18 protein-coding genes and 4 pseudogenes are annotated in these 18798 nt (G+C 69.2%); 6 read left to right on the forward strand and 16 right to left on the reverse strand.

All coding sequences use genetic code 11. From position 1 onward, the window contains the following. Positions 1 to 359 precede the first annotated feature (359 nt). Positions 360 to 1122: pseudogene (locus MB828_RS15340) on the reverse strand (IS5 family transposase). A 7-nt stretch (positions 1123 to 1129) separates the two neighbouring features. Here MB828_RS15340 and MB828_RS15350 point away from each other — a divergent pair. The 4 genes from MB828_RS15350 to MB828_RS15365 all read left to right on the forward strand — a co-directional run bounded on the left by MB828_RS15350 (position 1130) and on the right by MB828_RS15365 (position 3787). Further along, entirely contained in the window at positions 1130 to 1309 is a 180-nt protein-coding gene (locus tag MB828_RS15350) for a DUF6193 family natural product biosynthesis protein (RefSeq protein WP_301648641.1), read from the forward strand. Between the two features lie 201 nt (positions 1310 to 1510). Continuing rightward, the gene (locus tag MB828_RS15355; RefSeq protein WP_301648642.1) at positions 1511 to 1693 is read left to right on the forward strand and encodes a hypothetical protein; all 183 of its coding nucleotides are present in this window, start codon (positions 1511 to 1513) and stop codon (positions 1691 to 1693) included. 8 nt (positions 1694 to 1701) lie between these two features. After that, the gene (locus MB828_RS15360; RefSeq protein WP_301648643.1) at positions 1702 to 2718 is read left to right on the forward strand and encodes a hypothetical protein; all 1017 of its coding nucleotides are present in this window, start codon (positions 1702 to 1704) and stop codon (positions 2716 to 2718) included. After that, a complete protein-coding gene (locus MB828_RS15365) occupies positions 2645 to 3787 on the forward strand; it encodes a hypothetical protein (RefSeq protein WP_301648644.1) in 1143 nt (380 codons plus the stop codon). The genes MB828_RS15360 and MB828_RS15365 overlap by 74 nt, the downstream gene beginning before the upstream one ends. 168 nt (positions 3788 to 3955) lie before the next feature. Here the strand turns inward: MB828_RS15365 and MB828_RS15370 are convergent, their stop codons facing one another. The 3 genes and pseudogenes from MB828_RS15370 to MB828_RS15380 all read right to left on the reverse strand — a co-directional run. Beyond that, complete coding sequence (locus MB828_RS15370) at positions 3956 to 4954, reverse strand: hypothetical protein (RefSeq protein WP_301648645.1); 999 nt, start codon at positions 4952 to 4954, stop codon at positions 3956 to 3958. An 84-nt stretch (positions 4955 to 5038) separates the two neighbouring features. Further along, entirely contained in the window at positions 5039 to 5437 is a 399-nt protein-coding gene (locus MB828_RS15375; protein ID WP_301648675.1) for a protein phosphatase, read from the reverse strand. Between the two features lie 24 nt (positions 5438 to 5461). Continuing rightward, a pseudogene (locus MB828_RS15380) lies at positions 5462 to 6037 on the reverse strand (IS701 family transposase); the annotation flags it as partial. Positions 6038 to 7017: 980 nt separating this feature from the next. On the opposite strand from MB828_RS15380, the gene MB828_RS15385 reads away from it, so the two are divergent. Continuing rightward, the gene (locus MB828_RS15385) at positions 7018 to 7224 is read left to right on the forward strand and encodes a hypothetical protein (protein ID WP_301648646.1); all 207 of its coding nucleotides are present in this window, start codon (positions 7018 to 7020) and stop codon (positions 7222 to 7224) included. 297 nt (positions 7225 to 7521) lie between these two features. Here MB828_RS15385 and MB828_RS15390 read toward each other — a convergent pair whose 3' ends face one another. The 12 genes and pseudogenes from MB828_RS15390 to MB828_RS15440 form a co-directional block, all read right to left on the reverse strand. Further along, on the reverse strand, positions 7522 to 8148 hold the full coding sequence (locus MB828_RS15390; RefSeq protein ID WP_301648647.1) for a glycoside hydrolase family 25 protein: 627 nt from the start codon (positions 8146 to 8148) through the stop codon (positions 7522 to 7524). Between the two features lie 478 nt (positions 8149 to 8626). After that, complete coding sequence (locus MB828_RS15395) at positions 8627 to 9163, reverse strand: GNAT family N-acetyltransferase (protein WP_301648648.1); 537 nt, start codon at positions 9161 to 9163, stop codon at positions 8627 to 8629. Positions 9164 to 9621: 458 nt separating this feature from the next. Next, on the reverse strand, positions 9622 to 10170 hold the full coding sequence (locus MB828_RS15400) for a sodium:calcium antiporter (RefSeq protein ID WP_301648649.1): 549 nt from the start codon (positions 10168 to 10170) through the stop codon (positions 9622 to 9624). A gap of 305 nt (positions 10171 to 10475) precedes the next feature. Continuing rightward, a complete protein-coding gene (locus MB828_RS15405) occupies positions 10476 to 11072 on the reverse strand; it encodes a DoxX family protein (RefSeq protein WP_430381386.1) in 597 nt (198 codons plus the stop codon). A 385-nt stretch (positions 11073 to 11457) separates the two neighbouring features. Beyond that, positions 11458 to 11820, reverse strand: coding sequence for a hypothetical protein (locus MB828_RS15410; RefSeq protein WP_301648650.1), 363 nt, complete (start codon positions 11818 to 11820; stop codon positions 11458 to 11460). A gap of 11 nt (positions 11821 to 11831) precedes the next feature. Continuing rightward, positions 11832 to 13046, reverse strand: a complete 1215-nt coding sequence (locus MB828_RS15415; RefSeq protein WP_301648651.1) for a PP2C family protein-serine/threonine phosphatase — start codon at positions 13044 to 13046, stop codon at positions 11832 to 11834. Between the two features lie 615 nt (positions 13047 to 13661). Beyond that, the gene (locus tag MB828_RS46885; RefSeq protein ID WP_430381387.1) at positions 13662 to 13928 is read right to left on the reverse strand and encodes a helicase associated domain-containing protein; all 267 of its coding nucleotides are present in this window, start codon (positions 13926 to 13928) and stop codon (positions 13662 to 13664) included. A 240-nt stretch (positions 13929 to 14168) separates the two neighbouring features. Then, positions 14169 to 15773, reverse strand: coding sequence for a phospholipase D family protein (locus tag MB828_RS15420; RefSeq protein ID WP_301648652.1), 1605 nt, complete (start codon positions 15771 to 15773; stop codon positions 14169 to 14171). Positions 15774 to 15889: 116 nt separating this feature from the next. Beyond that, positions 15890 to 16314: pseudogene (locus tag MB828_RS15425) on the reverse strand (transposase); the annotation flags it as partial. Then, positions 16236 to 16535: a hypothetical protein gene (locus tag MB828_RS15430; RefSeq protein WP_301648678.1), complete on the reverse strand. Its 300-nt coding sequence runs from the start codon at positions 16533 to 16535 to the stop codon at positions 16236 to 16238. The gene MB828_RS15430 and the pseudogene MB828_RS15425, both read right to left, overlap by 79 nt. Positions 16536 to 16960: 425 nt before the next feature. Next, positions 16961 to 17580: pseudogene (locus MB828_RS15435) on the reverse strand (transposase family protein); the annotation flags it as partial. A gap of 75 nt (positions 17581 to 17655) precedes the next feature. Further along, complete coding sequence (locus tag MB828_RS15440) at positions 17656 to 18063, reverse strand: hypothetical protein (RefSeq protein ID WP_301648653.1); 408 nt, start codon at positions 18061 to 18063, stop codon at positions 17656 to 17658. A 128-nt stretch (positions 18064 to 18191) separates the two neighbouring features. On the opposite strand from MB828_RS15440, the gene MB828_RS15445 reads away from it, so the two are divergent. Further along, a complete protein-coding gene (locus MB828_RS15445; RefSeq protein WP_301648654.1) occupies positions 18192 to 18536 on the forward strand; it encodes a helix-turn-helix domain-containing protein in 345 nt (114 codons plus the stop codon). The last annotated feature ends 262 nt before the right edge of the window (positions 18537 to 18798 follow it).

The raw sequence follows: 18798 nt of genomic DNA on the forward strand, positions 1-18798 counted from the left end.
GACGGTGGCTTCATACGCGGCAAGCGCCTTTGGCTCAACTCTGTGACGCGGCCACTCTGAGTGGCAGCCAGGCCCCTTCGGGTGGAAGAGGTCGTGCTCCGGCAGAGGGAGTTGTTGTTCCCGTCGATCGTGGACGTGAGCATCGAGATGGTGCGCGTTGATGCGCAATGCATCGCGGACGGCGCCGTGTGCCCGGTCTGCGGAGTTTGGTCGAACCGGGTTCACGGTTTCCGCCTGCGGTTTCCCACAGATGTGCCGAGCGGTGTCCGAAGCGTCGTCCTCCAGCTGAAGGCCCGTGGTTTCACCTGTGGGAACTCGCGCTGCGCACGCCGTACCTTCGTCGAGCACCAGGCCCGTCTTCAAACGGATCTCGCCCCGAGCAGGAACGACGCGAGACTGACCGCCACTTCATAGGAGGTGGCGGTCTTGACGTATCTGGTGGCGATACCACGGAAGCCTTTGAGCTGGTTGACGCAGCGTTCGACGACGTTGCGTCGGCGGTAGATCGGTCGATCGAATGCCGGCGGCCGGCCGCCTTGGCAGCCACGGTTGTGTCGGTGGCGCTGTTGGTCGGCCTTCTCGGTGATGGTGTGGCCGATCCCGCGTCTGCGCAGGTAGGCGCGGAAGGCGCGAGAGCGTGGGACGCGGATGCACTCCAGCAGCGGTTGCGCGCAGATACCGTCATGGCGTTGGCCGGCAGTGACCAGGAGAGCCAGTGTCCTGCCGCGGCCGTCGCAGGCGAGGTGGATCTTGGTGGTCAGACCTCCACGGGAACGACCGAGGGCGTGATCATCCGGTTCGTCCTGCTGACGCGTCCCCCTTATCGGCCGGTGGCAGCGGCATGCTGATGAGCTCGCACGATGGTGGAATCGATCTGGACGAGCCAGTCGATGTCGCCGGCCGAATCAGCCTTGGCTGTATCTGCTGGAGAGCCTGGGCGAAAACACCGCTCAACGCGTAGCGACGGAAGCGTGTGTAGACCGTTTGCCATGGTCCGTAACGGTCGGGCAGATCACGCCACAGCAGGCCGGTGCGTATCTTGCAGATCATCCCGTTGATGACCTGCCGGTCATCCACCCTCGGTCGGCCGGTGACGGCCCACGGGCAGCAGTGCTCGCACAATCACGGCATGACCAATGCTGTTGAAGCAGCCTGGCACAAAATCCTCACCACGGTCGGCGAACCTCGCCGACCAGAAGAATCGCCGCTTGCCGCTCCGTTTGCCCAGCTGGTGCTGGAGGCGCATGCCGAGCCGCTGCTTCGCCAGCTCTACCCGTGGGCCGGCGGGAGAGCGCGGGACAACAGGTAGAAACGAGCCACCGACTTCGCGTCGGCAGCTCAAAAGCCACCTTTGAAGACGGCCCGTTAAGGTCGTTCACCGGCGAACGACCGCACCGAGCCCGGGTGCACCGCACGGACCGAGCCCGCCCCGAAGTCGACAAAAGGTGCATACACCTCACCCGTTTGCCACACTGAGGAGAACGGACGGCCGACAGAAGGCGGTGCCGCGATGACTGCCGATGCGTTCACCATTCTGCGGGTCGAGGACATGCTCCTGCTGCATGTTTCGGTGATCAACCTTGAGCGCGACGGCTCCCGGCTGGTGCGCGAGAACGCGGACGAACCGGCGGTGCTGCTCTTCGGGCTTCCGCCGCAGCACGTAGCAGCGCCAAGCCGGCGGCGCCCAAGGTGATCGACGTCGTGCCGACCACGTCCTTCGACGCGTCCGGTTCCCTGCCCGGCACGCTCACCCGCCGTCGGCCCGGCGGCCTGCGGGTCTATCTGGAGCGGCCGTGGTTCTTCTCCGGCGAGGGCGAGTTGCTCGGGGTGCTGGTCCGCGACGAGGGGAGCGGCGCGCCGGAGTCCTCGTACCCCTTCATCAGCGTGATGGGCCGCGACCCCATCCGCGTCTCGGCGACCGTCAGCGCGCCGACGGCGTCCGCCTTCCCCAGCGCCGCGACGGCCGCGGCGGGCCTCCCCCTGCCAGAGCCCTCGGACTTCACCGCCGGCTTCACAGTCACGGCCGTCGGCTACGAGCCGCGGTTCGACCGGGATGCCGGCCGCTGGTTCTGCGACATCGATCTCGACACCGGGGGCGCCTACTTCCCGTTCGTCCGGCCGGCGTTGACGCGCTTGCCCGACTCCCTGCCTGGTGACCTTCTGCCGCAGATCGTGCTCACGGACAACCTGAGGGTCCTCCCCGAGCGCGTCCTCACCGTGGCCGGCACGGATCCCCTGCTCGTCCAGCTGTCCGGTCCCAACTACACCGTGCCCGGCGGGGCCGACACAGGCGTGCGTCCCGCCAGGGCGAGGGCGTTCCTCCAGGAGCGCGATCCGGAACTCGACGACGACGCCGTTGCCTGGTTCACCCTGGAGGACAGCGCGTCCCCACTCGACCGCGTCGACGACGTCTCCCTCTCCGCCTCCGACTACACGGGGCAGCTGCCCCTTCCAGGCGATGGGCCGGACAGCGGGGCCGCCGGGAGGCTTCTGGTCGTCGAGGAGGCGGTCACGGTCGCCTACCATCCCGCGGATCCGGAGTCGGGGATGCAGGGCAGCGTCGTGTACATGGACACGGTGGATGTGGAATCAGCGCACCACGACGGCCCGCACCCTGGCCCGCACGGGCCTCACAATGGGCCACATGACGGGCCGCACGGCCCGCACGACGGCCCGCACGGAGGGCCTCACGGCGGGTCGCACGGTCCCCACCACTGAGGAGGCGGCCATGGGGCTGTTCCCGGATCTCAAGGACGACCTGCTGGAGCGGGACGCCGGTCTGGACAAGGCGTTCCACGACGCGAAGGAGACCCCGTCCGGGCAGGCGCTCGGCAGCGAGCCGGTCGTCGTCGTGGCCCTCAACCAGCAGGAGCCGCACTTCTTCACCGGACAGCTCGAACTCGAGGTCCACTACTCGGCGAGCCTGCTGAAGGCCACCGCCATGTGGGCGGCACACGAACTGCTGCGCGCCGCGAACGAACTGGTGGATTCCTTCGACGCGCGACCGCCTCCGGCCGACGTCATCACCATGCTGCGCGACACGTTCGATCCGCTCATCGACGCGCAGCGGGTTGCCCAGCTCCGTGGGGTGGACATGGGAAACACCCTGCTTCCGCGCTGGGACGACGTCTTCGACGTGCGAGCGGATTCCTTCGTGGAATTCACTCCTGCGTTCTCCGACAAGCTGTCGGACGCGATCGCCAATGGCAGCAACACTTCCGCCGGCACGGTGATCCACGGGCTGGGCTTCGGCTATCTCACCAAGGCCGCGGCCTCGGCGGGGTTCTTCGATGACAGCGCCACCGGCAGCCCGGAAACGGCCGACGGCATGTGGCTGTGCGGCGACTTCGCCAACGGATTCACGCCCCGGCGCATTCCGTGCGTCAACGACACCGGGCCCGTGGCGCAGGCGACGTCCGCCCGGCAGATGGCGCGTCTGTTCACCTTTCTGGGCGGCCGGAGTCTGGCCGGTGCGCAGAACACCCCGCTTGTCGACGGGGACAGCGACGAAGCCATGCTGGACCTGCTGCGGCAGGCGGTGCTGAATCGTCATTCCATGCTCGACCAGGACACCACGGTGAACTTCGACATGGTGTTCTCGAAGGTCGGGCAGGGGCCGCTGAACACGGGAGCGGTCGTGTGCTCGGAAGCGGCGATCATCGACGAAAGGTCCACCGGCAGACGCTTCGTCGCGGTCTTCCAGAACCGCGTGGGCACCACGTCCGCTCAGCTCAAGCCGGTGTCCCAGCTCGTCGACACCACTCTCGTCAACTTCCTCTTCCCGTAGGGGCCATACGCACAACGGCCCCGCCGACGCCCCACCAGGCGTACGCACCGGCCGCGCGGCCGCCCTCCCCCACCGGATTAGAGTGGGAATGATTTCCTCGTCCGTGGAGCCCATCATCGCAGACCACCCGGCACGGCGAGCACTGCCTGATGCGGCACTGGGCGTGGCCTAAGGCCACACCGTCGAGAACCCCAACTGTGCCTGGACGGTGCGGATTTCGGTGAAGTAGCCCGTTTTTCCGGCCGGCGCGAACGCACTCTGTTTGTTGCGGCCCCAGAGCAGGCCCACCGCTGTCGGCCCCGTCTCCTCCAGGACCAGGGATCCGGAGTCGCCCTGATCGCAGAAGACGCCGTCACCCAGTACCGCGACCTGGTCGATCAGAAAGGCGTTGGGGCCGCCCGGCTCCCAGTTGACGGTCAGGAAGCGGTGGTAGGCCAGTCCGTTGGTAGGGCCCGTGACGAATCCGCGTTTCCGTATGCGGTGCGGCAGCCAGCCGGGCGCGTTCAGGTCCGCCGTCGCGGTGACCGCCCCGACCAGGTTGGGCTGTCCCGGGCCCTGGTCGGCGATCGCCGGGGACGGGAGTCGTCCGGCCGCGGCGGCCACGTCGAGGTGGATCAGGGCCGCGTCGGACATCCCGGCCAGTATCGGGGAGAACGGCAAGGGGGCCGTCTGCGGGAAGTCGACCCGCTCCACCTCACCGAGATTGTCGTCCTTGACGATGCTGACTCCTACGGCGATCGGCGGGTTGTCGGGCTGCCAGATCGAGAGCGGGAACGCCTCGTGGGCGTCCCTGGTGACGTGGAAGCAGCTCAAGCCGAGCCGCTCCAGGCTCTGCGCGTCCACCACCACCGCACCGAGCGTCCCCGTCCCCACGTGCGGTTTCCTGATCGCGATGCCGCCCCGCACGTCGGGATAGCGGGCGACGTCGGGGAAGCCGCAGGGCTCGACCGACCTCTCGACGATGCACACGCCCACATCGCCGATCCGTTCCGGAAGGCCGTCCGGCACCTGCGTCATGTCCTCGACGTAGATGACGACGGAAAGCTCGTCGAACAGCTCGCCGTTCTCCTCGCGCATGCCGAGTCCCACCGCGTTCACCCCGGGCAGGGCGAGCAGGCCGAATTCCACGGCTCTCTTCGCCTCGACGAGTTCTGGAGGGATGTCCATGACGCCTCCTCTTGCCGAAGTGCCGGGTCTGACACTTCCAGGGAAACGCGCCGGTCCCCCTGCCGCGAATCGGGCGGGCGGCCCTCAGCGGTCCTCGGGGCCGAAGCGGCGTACGTACCGCCTCTGCCAGGGCGTCTCGACGGCGCGGCTGTCGTAGTGCCGGTGCACGTACGCCACCGCGTTCTCCGTGGGGACGCCGTCCAGGACCGCCAGGCAGGCCAGCGCCGTACCCGTCCTTCCCCGGCCCCCGCCGCAGGCGAGCTCGACGCGTTCGGTGGCGGACCGCTCCCACGCCTCGCGCAGGACTCGCCGGGTCTCGCGGTCGTCCGCGGGCAGCCGGAAGTCGGGCCGGCGCAGCCAGCGCGCCTCCCAGGGGACTTGGGGAGGCCGCTTGCCCAGCAGGTGGCCGGCGAAGGCCGGTTCGGGACCGGTGGGGAGAGGGTCGCTCCCATGCTTCGTCGGGGGCCTGGGAGAAGAGGTGATCGATGCGTCCGAAGTGCGGCACCTGCTGGAACTGGGGGACGGCGAGGACGTAGCCCAGGCCGGTCTCCTCCCGCATGCGGCGCAGCCGTAGGCGGCGTCCACGGTCACCCAGGCGATCGGCAGCGGCCAGGCGATAGCCCGCAGCACCATGGCCTTGGCCAGGTCGGGTTTGGTAGCGAAGGTCCGCTGCTCGGGGATGTGGGCGGCGCGGCAGCGTTCGCGGTCGTCGGTCCAGGACCTGGGCAGATACAACTCGCGGTCCACCAGGGCGCGTCCGCGTGTGGTGGCGTAGGCGGCGAACACGCCGATCTGGCAATTCTCGGTGCGGCCGGTGGTGCCGGAGTACTGGCGCTGCACGCCGGCCGAGGTGGTGCCCTTCTTGAGGAATCCGGTGTCGTCGAGGATGAGGATCCCGTCGGGCTCGGCGAGCCGTTCGGCTACGTAGTGCTGGAGGTCGTCCCGGAGCTCGTCGGCGTCCCAGCGGGCGCCGTTGAGGAGCCGCTGGAGGCGGTCGGGTGTGCGGTGTCCGGCGTATGCGGCCAGCTGCCAGCCGTTCTTGCGGCCGACCCGGCCCAGTAGTCCGCGGATGTAGTCACGCATCCGGCTCGTCGATCACGCCGGGAGGCTGTCCGGGCCGCTGCAACTGTCAGCGGCGGCTGCACACGATCGAGGGGCGGCCGGGGAAAGAGAACACGGGCCGGCAATCAGCCCACTACACTCATCCAAACCGCCCCTGAACAGGGAAAACGTCACAGTGCTGCTGGAGTAGTAGGCCCGCACTCCGTCGACGGTGTTGTAGTCGAGACACCCGCCTGTGCGCAGATCGCGGAAGGTTCGGACGGATCCGCTTGAGGGGACGCTGAGGCGGCGGCAGTCGTGCTGGCGATCAGGCAGAGCGCGGCCACGAGGCCTGCGCGACGCAATGTACGGGTCATGCGGTGATTTCCCACGTGGAAGAGGGTCCGTCAGGCGGCCGGACTCAGGTCGTCGACCCGATAGTTCGGGCCGCTGTGCAGCCAGTCAGCCCTGCGAGCGAGCGTCGAACTATTCGATCTGTATCGAATCGACGGTCGCGGGGAGGGGACTGCGTGAGGGGCCGAGCGGCCTCGCCCCCGTTGCAGCACATGGTCAGCCGGCGCGGCGGCCTCGGCGGCGGCGACCGCCGCGGCGACGGCGGGATACACCGGCGACCGCGCCAGATGCCGCTCCCGCCGCAACGGCACCAGCCACCCGTCACGTCCCCCGCCCCGACCTCCCACACCCGCCAGCCCGACAGGAATGCTCGGGGGCGCAGCCCTCCGCCAGCAGGCGGGCATCGGTATCACCGCAGACCTCGCTGCCCTCTGCGTCGCCATTTCGGCGGGCACTGCGCTGCTGGCCCCGCGCCCCACCACAGCCGACGGCCCCGGCCCAAGCGAGCCGTCACCCCTGGCGGCCCCTGACCGCTCAGCAGAGTGCTGATGCCACCGCCAGCACCAACCATTGCTTGACCCGCAGAAATGTGAAACAGGCACTGAGGACGGTCTCGGGAAGACGGTGTTCCACTCCTCGGTCCGCTCGACCGGCGAGACCGTCGGCCAGTGCCACCCGGCCGCATCGTGAAGAACGGCGGCACGGGCGAGGTCATCGCAGCCGGCACCGGGGCCCTGGAGCTGACCGCGAGCAGCGGAGCCGTCCTGCTGCGCACCGACGACCCGGCCCTCCTCGCGAAGGTCGCCGCCGCGTACGGGGGCAGCACCGCCCGCGACACCACCACCGGGCAGACCGACACCCCTCGACTAGCCTGAGGCCCTGGGCCCTGGGCCCAGGGGCGCGTGTGCGTCCCGGGGCCCTGACCGAAGGCCCCCTACCTCAGGACGGGGGTGGAACCGCCCGTCTCCAAGTCCATGACGACCACCTCGGGGGCCGGGAAGTGGAGGAGAGGCCGACGGCCCGGCGCGACCGGGCGTGGTGGACGATGACGAGACGGACGAGGCGTCGACGAGGGCCGCGTCCGCGGCGGCGTACGGCCCGCCGGAGCGCGGGTGGTGGTCCCGAGAGCGGCCGAGAGTGTGCGTGCCGCGGCCGCCGGCCCCGCGCGGGGGTCAGGAGGGGTACCAGTTCAAGTCAACGCTCGCACCGCCGAGTTCGACGTCTCCGGCGTACTGCTTGATGTTCGGCTTGGTCCAGCCGCCAAAGGGCGAGAAGTCACTGAAGCTCTGCTTGCCGTCATAGTGCGTGTACCACAGGGGGAAGGAGCTTCCGCCCGTGTAGCTCCCCATGATCGGGTGCCACTGGCTCTTGGAGGTGTAGATGCCGAGGTTCACGCCCAGGCCCTTCGCTCCATGGACCCAGTCGGCAAAGAACGCGGCGTTGGCCGACTGGCTGCTGCCCCAGTGGGCGCCGGGGCCCTCGACATCGAGCCACACCATGCCGTACCGGGTCTTCTTCAGAGCCTGGACGAGCGCTTTCACCTGCCCTGCGCCGTCGCCCTTGGAGAAGCGGGGGAAAGCGTATACGTCGACGTGTTTCATGCCTGCGGCCCACGCGTTGGCGACGGTGGCCTCCACATGGGGATCGACCTCACCGGTCGACTTGTATCCGCGCACGATCGCGAACTTGACGCCCTGTGAAGCCATTTTGCGGAAGCTGGCCTCGGACGTCAGCGTCGACACGTCGACCCCCTTGACCCCCTTGCCCCCCTTCGTGCCGAGTTCCTCGGTGGATCCCATGAATCCTCCAGACAGAGATGAGTGGAATGACAGCACAGATGGACACAAAGTATCGACCTGATTACTCTATGTTACAGTGATCTTATTTCACTCGCCGTCAGCGCGCACCGCGAGCGCACCGAATCGGCATGCTGGGGAGGCACCGTGGAGGAGGCTGCGAGGAAGAAGGATGAGGCCGTCAGGCGGCACTGCTATTGAAGTTCCGGCGAGGCGGTTCTGCCCGCGTCGCCAGGCCTGACGGCGTTCCGTGATGCGCTGCTTGTCCTTGCGTCGTTGCAGAAAAGGGAATGGGCAGCACACTGGGCAGTTCCGGTGGCAAAGCGCCTGGCTTCGCAACCGAGAGCTGACACCGTTTGTCACCGCGTTTGGGCAGCGCTTGGCCATCACAGAGCCGGAAAATGTTGGTGCGAACTGACACCGGTGCGAGATGGGTGAACCCTGTGTCGCCGTGCTGCGCGGCTTTTGCTAAGGGGGCCCGTCACATAGGGAGTGAGGACAGCCGTACTGGCCCTGAGGGCCACCGGGCATCGTCGCGCAGGGGCGTCACCATGGTCCGCAGCGGCATGGTCACGAGGCGACCTTCGGGTTGTTCGACGAGTACGTCCTTGTCGAGCGGGTGCCATCCGAGGCGCTGGTAGAGCGACACGAGGGGAGGCCGGCAGAAGAGGAGTGCGTGTTGAGGACCCATCGTCCTGGCATGCGCCAGGGCAGCTGCGACCACCAGGCGAGCGAGGCCCTGACCTTGCATGCCGGGTGAGACGGCCACCCCGCCGACGCCCACCACCTCTGTCTCGGCGTCGCCGATCGCAACAGGCGTTCGCAGCAGGCCGGCGTGTGCCACCAGGCGGCCGTCGTGCCGGATGCCGAAGTGCTCTCGTTTCGGCAGCCAGGTCAGACCGGTCCAGGCGACACCGAAGGGATCATCGCTGTTGCCAAGGATCTCCTCCTGGTCCGCCTTCGTGTACTGAGCGAGCCGCACCACAGTCGGTGCCACAAAGGATCGGTTCTCAGTCATTTCCCCATGATGATCTCTCCGCCGAGCACTGGCCTAGAACTAGGGGCTGTCGGGTGTCCTTGGTGGTCATGTGCGCTGCTCCTGGGCCGTGGTGTGCTGCGGCTCAGCCGGTGATGGCCGGCAGGCCGGGGCCGACGGTCAAGGTGACGGCAGCCGTGGCTCCGTCGGTCGAGAGTTGCCGACGGCGGCCGTGCCGAGCACCAGGACCGAGACGCCGAGCGCGATCCACCGGCCGATACGACGCCGGGGGCGTCGTCGGCGCCCGAACGGTTCGTCCGGGGAGTTTCGCTGTCCGGGTCCGCGTTGCGTGTCCTGTCATGGTTGAGGGCTTCCTTCGCTGGCCGAGTGTGCCTGTGTCGCTCCCCGGGGTGTGGCCCGGCCGCCGCGCCGCGAAGGGCACGGCGGCGTGGTGGTGGTACTGCCGCCCGGGCCCCGGCGACAGCAGCGGTGGAACTCGGTCAGGCGAGGACGGGAATCAGTCCGAGGCCGAAGAACACGTAGAAGCCGGCCGCGAGGGCCAGGCGCGCGGGAGTCAGCTTGTGGGCGCGCATGGTCAGCAGCAGGTAGACGACCGCGGCGATGGTGACCAGCCCGGACCACAGCAGGGCGGCGTTGAAGTGCCAGCTGGTGAACAGAAGGCCCAGGCCGGAGGGGACGGTGGCCTGGATCATCATGGAGCCGGAGATGTTCGCCAGGGCCAGTTTGGTCTTGCCCTGACGGACCCAGATCACCGCGTTCATGATCTCCGGCAGCTCGGTCGCGATCGGGGACAGCAGCAGCGCGGTGACCGACGCGGACAGGCCGATCACCGGGCCGATGGCGTCCAGCTGCTTCACGAACAGCTGCGAGGCGAAGAAGATCACCGCGAGGGTGGCCAGGGTCTGGGCGGCCACCGTCCAGATGGCGGGCGAGGCGGCCCCGGGCTGGAACTTCAGCGGCTCCAGTTCCTCCTCGTCACCGAGGTAGACCGCCACCGCGCACACGATCAGCAACAGGAAATGGATCACGTCTCGGTCAGCCTTCCCGCGTCGGCGGGGGCTTCGAGGACAACCGCGCGAGGAGAGGATGGCGGCGGCTTCGACCCCGCCGACACCTATACGTCGTCGGCAAAGGGCCAAGGGTCTCGCCCACCCGCATCACGATGCGGGCCCGGCCACCGGGAACCCGGCACTGGGCTCCCGTAGGTCGACGACCGGTATTGCGGGGCCACTCCCCTTCGCAGCCGCTGAGATCACGCGTTTCTCCCCGGCGTCCCCCAAGGCCGTACGAGTACCCGTCCAGGACATCGAGGGCGCGCGGGTGGAGTCCCCGTTCAAAGACTCAGCGTGATCGCGGCGCCAACGCCGCCGAGACCGAGGGCGAAGGCCGCCTGCGGCCAGCCGCCCGTGCCCCAGCGGAAGAAGCGGTCGACGGCCAGCCGGCCAGGACCGATGGCGGCTACGCAGAGGGCGACGACGGTGATGCAGACGCTGTACTCCACCCCGCCGTCGGTGTCCCACAGGCCGTGGGCACCGGACACCGTGGCCATCGCGTTGATCATGACGCCGATCAGGGCGGCGGCCGCCAGCGGGGTCAGCAGGCCCACGGCCAGGCCGAGGCCGCCGAAGAACTCGGACAGCCCTCCGATGGCGGCGAAGAGCTTGCCCGGGTGATAGCCCAAGGCCGCGAACCCCTTGCCTGTCTCGGTCAGGCCGGTACCGCCGAAGAGTCCGAAGAGTTTCTGGGCACCATGGGCGGCCATCAGCAGGCCGAAGGTCAGCCTCAGCAGCAGCAAGCCGCAGTCGGCGGCGGTCGTGGAGGCCGTCGCCACCGTGTTCCCGGTGGCAGGGCCGGCGCCGGTGCCGGTGCCGGTGGGATGTGCGACCGGCCGGGTAAGAGCGGGGTGGTTCAGGATGCGTTTGATCGACATGACAATGCTCCGGATGAACGCCAGAACGGGCGTTTCCCCCAGCTCGAACGGATTCCGAGCAACCGGTGACGGGTGATCCCCGCACACAAGCGCAGAGCACCCTTCCTCTGCACGATGCTTCCGCCCGGGGCAGCGTGGCGCACCCTGGCGGTGGCCCGCGCAGACGGGCGGCCGGCGCCGCCCCAGCGGTCCTGCCCCATGCCGTCATTCCTCAGACGGAGCACGACTCCTTCCACGGCACCGAACCATCGACCCGACTGCCGTGCCCACGCATACAGCTCGAAGGAATCCAGCTGTCACTCAGAGCAGCCAGGTCACAGAAGTTGAGCCAGAACCCGTCCTCGCGAACCACACGATCTCTGCGGCCCCTGCCGTCCGCCCGCGGCTACGCGCCGCACCGGGGCCTGCGGGCGGTTGCCTCCTTGGCCGCCGTCTTCTTCACGACCGCGGTCTTCTTCGCGGTGGTCTTCTTGGCGGCCGTCTTCTTCACCGGGGTCCTGGCCGTCCTCTTCTTCGCGAGCATCTCGTGGACCTGCGCATGGGCGCCGGTGTCCTCGGCGCGCCAGGCCATCGCCGTGCCTCCGCACTCCTGCAGGGCGGCCAGCAGACCGAACACCCGGCCCGCCGGCTGCTCCGGCTCCGGCGCCTCGGACAGCTCGCGATCCTCACGCCTCGCCTCGAACACCTGCTGAAGCGCCTGGGTGCAGGGGCCGACGAACTCGGGGCCCGCCAGTCGGCCGGTGCTCATCCGTGGCTGTCTCAGATGTTGGCTCCGGCGTGGGCCTGGCGTCCCTCGGTGGTGGGGCCGTGCCAGTCCAGGCACATCACGGTGGCGTCGTCCTGGAGCTTGCTGTCGCAGGCGTCGGTGACGGCCGCGACCAGGGCCCGCACCACCTCGCGCGGATGCTCGGCGGCGGTGGCGGCCATGAGGGCGGGCAAGTCGACGGACCGCGCGCGGCGTTCCTGCATCCCGTCGGTGTAGAACACGAGGCGGTCACCGGGGCGCAGGTCGATGTCCTGCACCCGGTACCGGCTCTGCCCTGCGACGCCGAAGGGCAGATCGGCGCGCAGGAGCACTTCTTCGACGGTGCCCTCGCGCAGCCGCAGCGGGCGCGGGTGGCCGGCGTTGACGAGCTGGGCCCGGCTTCCGTCCAGGGCGATCCGCAGGAGCTGGCCGGTGGCCAGGATCCCGGGCTTGTGCCCGAGAAGGGAGCGGTGGGCGCGGTCGGCCTGCTCGGCCAAGGGCAGTGCGCCGCGGCGGGCGCCCCGGGAGGCGTTGACGAGAAGGGTGGCGATGAGCGCGGCGTTGAGGTCGTGACCCATGGCGTCGGTCAGGGACAGGTGCAGGGTCTCGCGGTCCAGAGCGTAGTCGTAGGTGTCGCCGGCGACGCTCTCGGCGGGCACCAGGGCGCAGGCCAGGGTGAACTGGGCGGCCTCGCAGCAGGAGGCGGTGGGCAGGAGCTGGCGTTGGATCTCGGCGGCCAGGCTGACGGGGGCGGTGCGCTGGGCCCAGTGGTAGAGGTCGGTGAAGCGGCGGTCGGTGACCACGATGTAGGCGAGAGCGTGAGCTGCCTGCTCCACCTCCCTCAGGGTGTCGTCGCTGACATCCACGACTTCGGGCAGGGTGAGTTCGAGAAAGCCGATGGCATCGCCCCGGTTGGTGACGGGAGCGATCACGCGGTGCCCGTGCCCGCCGGCGTCGTCCGGGGCGAGGACCAGTTTCTGGGTGCGCAGGACCTGGTCGTAGAGGCTGCCGGTGAGCTCGATCCGCTCGGTGCCGTGTCCGTGCAGGGTGGTGGCGTCCTCCGCCACCCGCACCACGCGCTGGCCGATCAGGTCCAGGAAAAGGAAGGACACGTACCGCGCGCCGAACCGCTCGCGCAGGTCGTGCGCCACCACGTCCAGGGAGTCCACCGGGGCCGCCGCCTCGGCCGCCGCCAGCACTTCCCCCAGAACCGCCCGCTCCCGCGCCACGTCAGCCTCCTCGAAAGATCCAGAATCTCCACCTTCCCGCGATGGCCGGAGCAATACCAGCGCCCCGCATCACGGCCACGCCGATGCCTAGCCGAGCAACAGGCACTTCGAGCCCCCTACCAGCGCATGCCGACGGCGTCGAGTGCGCTGCGCCGGCCGCCGCCCAGTCCGGCGGCCCGGCGGCGGGTGTTGTCGAGCCAGGCGCCGAGCTTCACGGCCTGGTCCCCGGGGCCGTTGCTGCCTGGGGTGGTCTCGACGTGGTGGCGGGGGACGTGGCGGTGGCCTTCCCGGGGCGTGGAACTGGCGGGCGGCGGCGAGGTTCGCGGTCCGTCGGGCGTCCTGCGAGCGGGGCGCGCCCGGGGACGGCGCGGTGTCGTCTGCGGGTTCGATTCCTGCCGACTCCAGGAGCCACTGCTGCGCGGGGGTGAGATTGTCCCACGCGGTGCGCGGGCGGCGGCCCACCCGCCCAGGTCCTCGCCCTGGACGATGAGTCCGCCCGGTCCGGCCGGGAGGCTGCCTCCGGCCCTGAGGTGGGCCAGGATGAGCCGGTAGGCGCGCTGCCAGCTGATCTCCCATACCGGGCACCAGCCCGGATCCAGGTCCGCGAGAGGGGCCCTACGGGCCTCTCACAGCTCTCCGGTGCAGAGCAGATACCCGTTTCCCCGGCCGCGCGCCGTTCAGCGTTCGCCGCCGCCTTCCGGGCCGCTGCACCTGGTTCTTCACCCATACCCCGAGGGCAAAGTCGTCCCCGCCGTAGACGGTGGTGGTGGGCGGGAGGAGGTGGCCGTGGGCCTCGGCGTAGGCGCGGGCGACGGCGAGGCCGGCGTCCCACACGGAGGCCTGTACGGACCAGACGCTGCCCGGTCCTGAGTCCCGCTGCACGGGCGACGCCCGAAGACGCCCTCGAAGGCCTGGGCAGCCGGAACGCCGTTGCCGGCGGGATGCCAGCAGGCCGCTGCACCATTTCCAGTCGGCGGCGGATCCTGGGATGCGGCTTCAGCTCTAGCTGCGGCAGACCATCCTCTGCCACGGCTGCCAGTTGGACAGTCGCCGTTCCTCCGCCAGGGGTTCTGGACCGGGGTATGCGCGACGTGTCTTGCCTGGTCCACCTCCGGGTGGCTGTCAGTAGGCATCCTGCCGACGCAGGGAGCGCGGTCGACCGTCGGGATCGGCGACGACCCGGTAGAGCGGGTCGGTCAGGGCCCGTGTGATGCGGGACAGATGCGGCGGGTGATAGGTGCGCAGCCGTCCCGACGGTCGTGGACCGTGACGGCCGCCGTCGTGCCACGCATCCAGAGCGGCGGCCGAGTCGGCGTAGGCTGCGAAGGCGCAGCCCGGGTCGCAGAGTGCAGCCGCTTCCCCGTCCCCGTCACGGTCAAGGTGTTCGAGATTCAACGACAACCGCAGCTCGCGCGCGAAGACTCGGGCGCCGTCACCCAGGCCGCCGGGGTCCATCGGTTCACGGGGGTCACGGGTCTCGTCGAGCACAGCGCAGCTGAGCTCCGAATCGTGGGTCCAGGAGCGCCGGTTGACGTTGTCGGAACCGACCGAGGCCCAGACATCGTCGATGACACAGACCTTGGCATGGACGTACACAGGCGTCCCGGCGTGATTCTCCAGGCTGTAGACGGCCACCCGGTCACCGCCGCCCCGTCGCAGGACTTCCAGGGCGCGGATCCGGCCCAGCAGATTCATCGGTGTGCTGATCCGCCCTTCTTGGTCCGGCAGTGGCGGCAGGACGGCGATCATCCGCAGGCCCGGATGATCTGCGAGAGCCTGAGCGAACGGCTGGATGGCACTCTCTGACCACAGGTACTGGTCCTCTAGGTAGATCAGCCGGCGTGCCCGCCGCAGGGACTTCATGTAGGCGCGGGCGATGCTGCGTTCACCGTCGGGGGCGAAGGGATAGCCCCTGAGGCGGTTCGGGTAGGTGCGCAGGATCTGGACCGTATGGGAACCGCGGGGGCCCGGGTCGGGTTGCTGTACCGGGAGCGGATCCGCCTGGGTGTCCTCGTCTCGGAGTGCCGCCCGCAGCCGGCTGCGCGGGCTTCGACTGAGCGGAGCCGGGTCCGTCCACCGCTCACGGAACGTGGCCTCGACATCGCCCACGGCGGGCCCGCGCACCGCCAGCTGGACGTCATGCCAGGGCGGACGGGAACCGTAGGCAGCGGCGAGGCGTTGCGCCTGCGGGTCACCTTGATGGACGGCGTCGTCCCGACGGCTGTGGCACAGATCGATCCCGCCGACGAAGGCGACGTCCCGCTCGGGCCGACCCGGGTGGCGCAGCACCACGAACTTTTGATGGTGCGAGCCACCCGGCCGCACCCGCATGTCGAGCAGGCACTCCCCTCCCGCCTCCTCGATCTCCTCCCCCAGGTGATAGTTCTCCTGTTCGCTGAACTGGAACCGGTCCAGGTGCGAGCGCCACACCAGCCCCTTCACGACGACGCCCCGGCGTGCGGCGTCGCACAACACGCCGCCGATAGCGCTGTTCGCACCATCCAGCAGCTCGTCAGGGTCACCCCTCCAGTCCGTGAACATCAATATGTCGCCGGCCCGCTGCGCCCGCACGGCCGCGAGCAGCTCGGCGAAGTACACCGCCCCATGTACCAGGGGGCGGACGTCGTTGCCCGTGGACCACGCCGCACCGTCAGCATGACGGCGGTCCACCCGCGACGCGGGATTCCCCCGCTGAGCGGGGGTGAGCAGCCAGTCGGCGCGTTCCACGTGGCAGCCCTTCCAGCCGACGGCCCTTCCGGGATCTCCTGGTAGATCCGTTACCCCCTGAGCGCGCGACCACGCGATTCCTACTGCGCCAGTGCCGCGGAGGGCTGCCGATCCCTGTTGACCGACTCGATGGCGTTGGTGGTGCAGTCCGACGCAGAGACCCGCCGCACGGCCCAGGCGTTCTCCCAAAGCCGCACCATCGCCGGATACTTGGCGCGCCACCCCTCCTGGAACTCCGGGAACCGGTCTTGTCGCGGACGACCATGCACGCGTCCTCGGCTCCTGGGTTCCTTGATCTCGGTCAGGGCCTGAAGCCAGAATTTGGCACCCTCGCCGCCGTCGCCGGCCCACAGACCGGGGATGTCGCGTGTGACGTCCGCGGTGATGGCGAGCGCGACGTAGACGGCGGGCCGGTTCGCCACCTGTCCGTCGCCCCCCTCACGTGCACGCAGTCAATGAAGATCACCGAACAGACCGGGTCCAGCGGCCGGTTCTGCCACTCGGCCATCCCGTCCATGGCCTTGTCAGTGATGGTCGAGATGAGGACTCGGAAATCGTACGGTGAAAGTGTTCCGTGGCGCCCATGGCCTTCGGCCCCATGTTGATCTTGTACAGGCCGAACTCGCCGTTGGTGTTCTCCTGCTTGGCCACGTAGCTGATCTGGTTGTCGCTGGAACCGGCGTCGGGCTGTGGGGATGCAGGTAGGAACACTGCGCTGACCTGGCCCTTTTCGCCGAGATAGCGGGGTTCTGGATAGGACATGGCGACTTCCTTTCGCGTCGGCGGTGTAGCACCGCACAGGAGGGGCCCGGGCAGACGTCATGCAGCACCCCACTGAGTCGCCCCCGACCGAATCGACCACGCACCGGACGACGGAGCTGGTCCGCCGGAGGCTGCGCGCTCCTTCAGCAAACCTTCTTTTTCTGAAGATCGCTCTGTGGAGCCGCCCGAACCCCGCAGGGTCTTCAAAAGCCCCTAGGGGTGCGCGCCGGCGCCATCCCCGCCAGCTCGACGCTCCAGGCGAAGTAGGCGAACCCCGGCAAGATCAATCTCACCGGGATTTCCTCTCACGCGCAGAGGCCTCAGCGGCACCCCGCTCAAAGTCATCACCACTGCGGCCAACGTCAATGACGTCACCCAGACCCTCGCGCGGGCCTGATCGACTCGCGGGGTGTCCGCCGGGTGCGCGCGGCCAGGGCCCGGTTGACGGTGCGCTGGGTGAGGGTGAGTTCACCTTCCGGTGGCCGTTTGAGTCCGGTGGTGTCCCAGGGGCCGGCGCCTTGGCAGGCGCGGTCGGCGAGGATGGGAACATCCTGGCGTCCGCAGATCGGATGATGCGGTGGGTGCGGGCTGCGGTCAGGTCGTGGGTACGGTCTGGCAGCGCGGGTGAGACCCACAGGACCTCACCGGCGGGGCCGGTGACGACTTGGACGTTCACGCCGTGCCGGCGGTGCTTGGCCGAGTAGTCGGCCCGGCTGTCGCCGACGCGGTCGCACTCGGCGAGGGCCCCATCCAGCAGGACGAACTCCGGATCGTGCTCGCGCAGAGCCTTGAGCAGGCCCGGGGCCCATTCCGCGAGCAGGCCGGTCACGGCGGTGACATACGCGTGGGCAGTGCCGACGGATACCCCGAAGCCGGACGCGATCCGGGTAAGGGTGTCGTGGCGACGTAGGTACACCAGAGCGACGAGCGCCCGCTGGTGCGGCGGGAGTTCGCACCGTCGGTCACCCTCACGGGTCACCGTGAGCATCGTGACCCACTCGACCAGGGCATGAGGCAGGTCGAGTGCGGCAGGATAGGCAACCAACAAGGCTCCTGTGCCGATGGGTTGAGACTTCGAACACCTCCTCCAACGACACGGGAGCATTGTGCGTTGCGGCCCTCACCTCGACCTCACCGGCGTCACCCGACCAGTGGCCACGTTGAAAACACTCAGTGGTTCGCCGCCTCGCCGCCAGCGGACGAAGTCACCGTTCGGGCACGCACAGCGCCGGGCGGCTGGTGGCGGTTCGCCGTGCCCGGGCAGCCCGGAGTAGCGCTCGCGCTCCTCGATCAGCGCGCGGACGTCGGGCGGGAAGCCGTCGGCCAGGAACGCGGCCGCCCATTCGGCGACCGCCTCGTCCCGCTGCAACACCTGCAGGCCCTGGTCGATGATCTCTGCGGCGTCAGCCGCGCTGACAAGTAGGTCCGCCAGTTCACGGTCGATCCCTGCTGCCTCGGCGTCGCCGACGAGGCCGGGTAGGCACCCACGGACCGTCCGCATGGCCTCGAGAATCGCATCGTCGCCCACGGGGTGCATCCTTCCGCCGTTCGAATCCAGCGGGTTCCGGTATCTCGTAGGAGATGCACGCGGAACCTGCGGGGATATGGATGGGGAGGACCTCGTGGTGTATCTGCAACGGCCCGGGAACCAAGCAGATGAGCCTGTTCACCGCAACCCGGCGACCCCTGACGACGCGGTCCGCGCACTCGTCGAGCACATCGCGGCCCACCTGGACGACGACCCGAGCACAGCGGCGCGGGCAGGGTGACGCCCCGCCGCCTCACCCTTCTCTTCACCGAGCAGCGGGGGCGGGTCCGGGCCGCTACGTCCGGCAGGTCCGCACCGAGGCCGCAGCGCACGTACTCGCCTCGACAACTCTGCCGATGGCAGGCGTGGCAGCTCGCTGCGGCTTCGGCAGCGCCGAGACGCTGCGGCAAGCGCTCACGGAGCGGTTCGGGATCGCCCCGTCCCACTACCGGGCGGCGATGCGCCCGGTCTGAGGCGACCGGGGTGACCAATAGGACCCAGCACCGGTCCGGACAGCTCCCCGGCGGAACTGCCTTGTAGGGCGAGCAAGGTTGGCGTGCTGAGCATAAGTTGTCCCCTCCGCGGAACGGGTTCACCCTAGATGGGTGGGCCCTGCTTCACGTGCAGTCCGCCAAGCCACATCCGACGGTCGTGCAGGACGCCTCTGCGGCAAGGTGACGCCGCGAGGAGCTAGGTGAATTCCCGCGTCGCACATCGGCTGAAAATATGCCGGGG

It is taken from the genome of Streptomyces arenae, assembly GCF_022343545.1.
Taxonomy (GTDB): domain Bacteria; phylum Actinomycetota; class Actinomycetes; order Streptomycetales; family Streptomycetaceae; genus Streptomyces; species Streptomyces humi.

Excerpts from the sequence above, each read along its gene's own strand:
- MB828_RS15370 (WP_301648645.1), bottom strand. The coding sequence starts at position 4,954 with ATGGACATCCCTCCAGAACTCGTCGAGGCGAAGAGAGCCGTGGAATTC.
- MB828_RS15445 (WP_301648654.1), top strand. The coding sequence starts at position 18,192 with ATGAGCCTGTTCACCGCAACCCGGCGACCCCTGACGACGCGGTCCGCG.
- MB828_RS15390 (WP_301648647.1), bottom strand. The coding sequence starts at position 8,148 with ATGGGATCCACCGAGGAACTCGGCACGAAGGGGGGCAAGGGGGTCAAG.
- MB828_RS15365 (WP_301648644.1), top strand. The coding sequence starts at position 2,645 with ATGACGGGCCGCACGGCCCGCACGACGGCCCGCACGGAGGGCCTCACG.
- MB828_RS15430 (WP_301648678.1), bottom strand. The coding sequence starts at position 16,535 with ATGTCCTATCCAGAACCCCGCTATCTCGGCGAAAAGGGCCAGGTCAGC.
- MB828_RS15405 (WP_430381386.1), bottom strand. The coding sequence starts at position 11,072 with ATGTCGATCAAACGCATCCTGAACCACCCCGCTCTTACCCGGCCGGTC.
- MB828_RS15410 (WP_301648650.1), bottom strand. The coding sequence starts at position 11,820 with ATGAGCACCGGCCGACTGGCGGGCCCCGAGTTCGTCGGCCCCTGCACC.
- MB828_RS15350 (WP_301648641.1), top strand. The coding sequence starts at position 1,130 with ATGACCAATGCTGTTGAAGCAGCCTGGCACAAAATCCTCACCACGGTC.
- MB828_RS15395 (WP_301648648.1), bottom strand. The coding sequence starts at position 9,163 with ATGACTGAGAACCGATCCTTTGTGGCACCGACTGTGGTGCGGCTCGCT.
- MB828_RS15355 (WP_301648642.1), top strand. The coding sequence starts at position 1,511 with ATGACTGCCGATGCGTTCACCATTCTGCGGGTCGAGGACATGCTCCTG.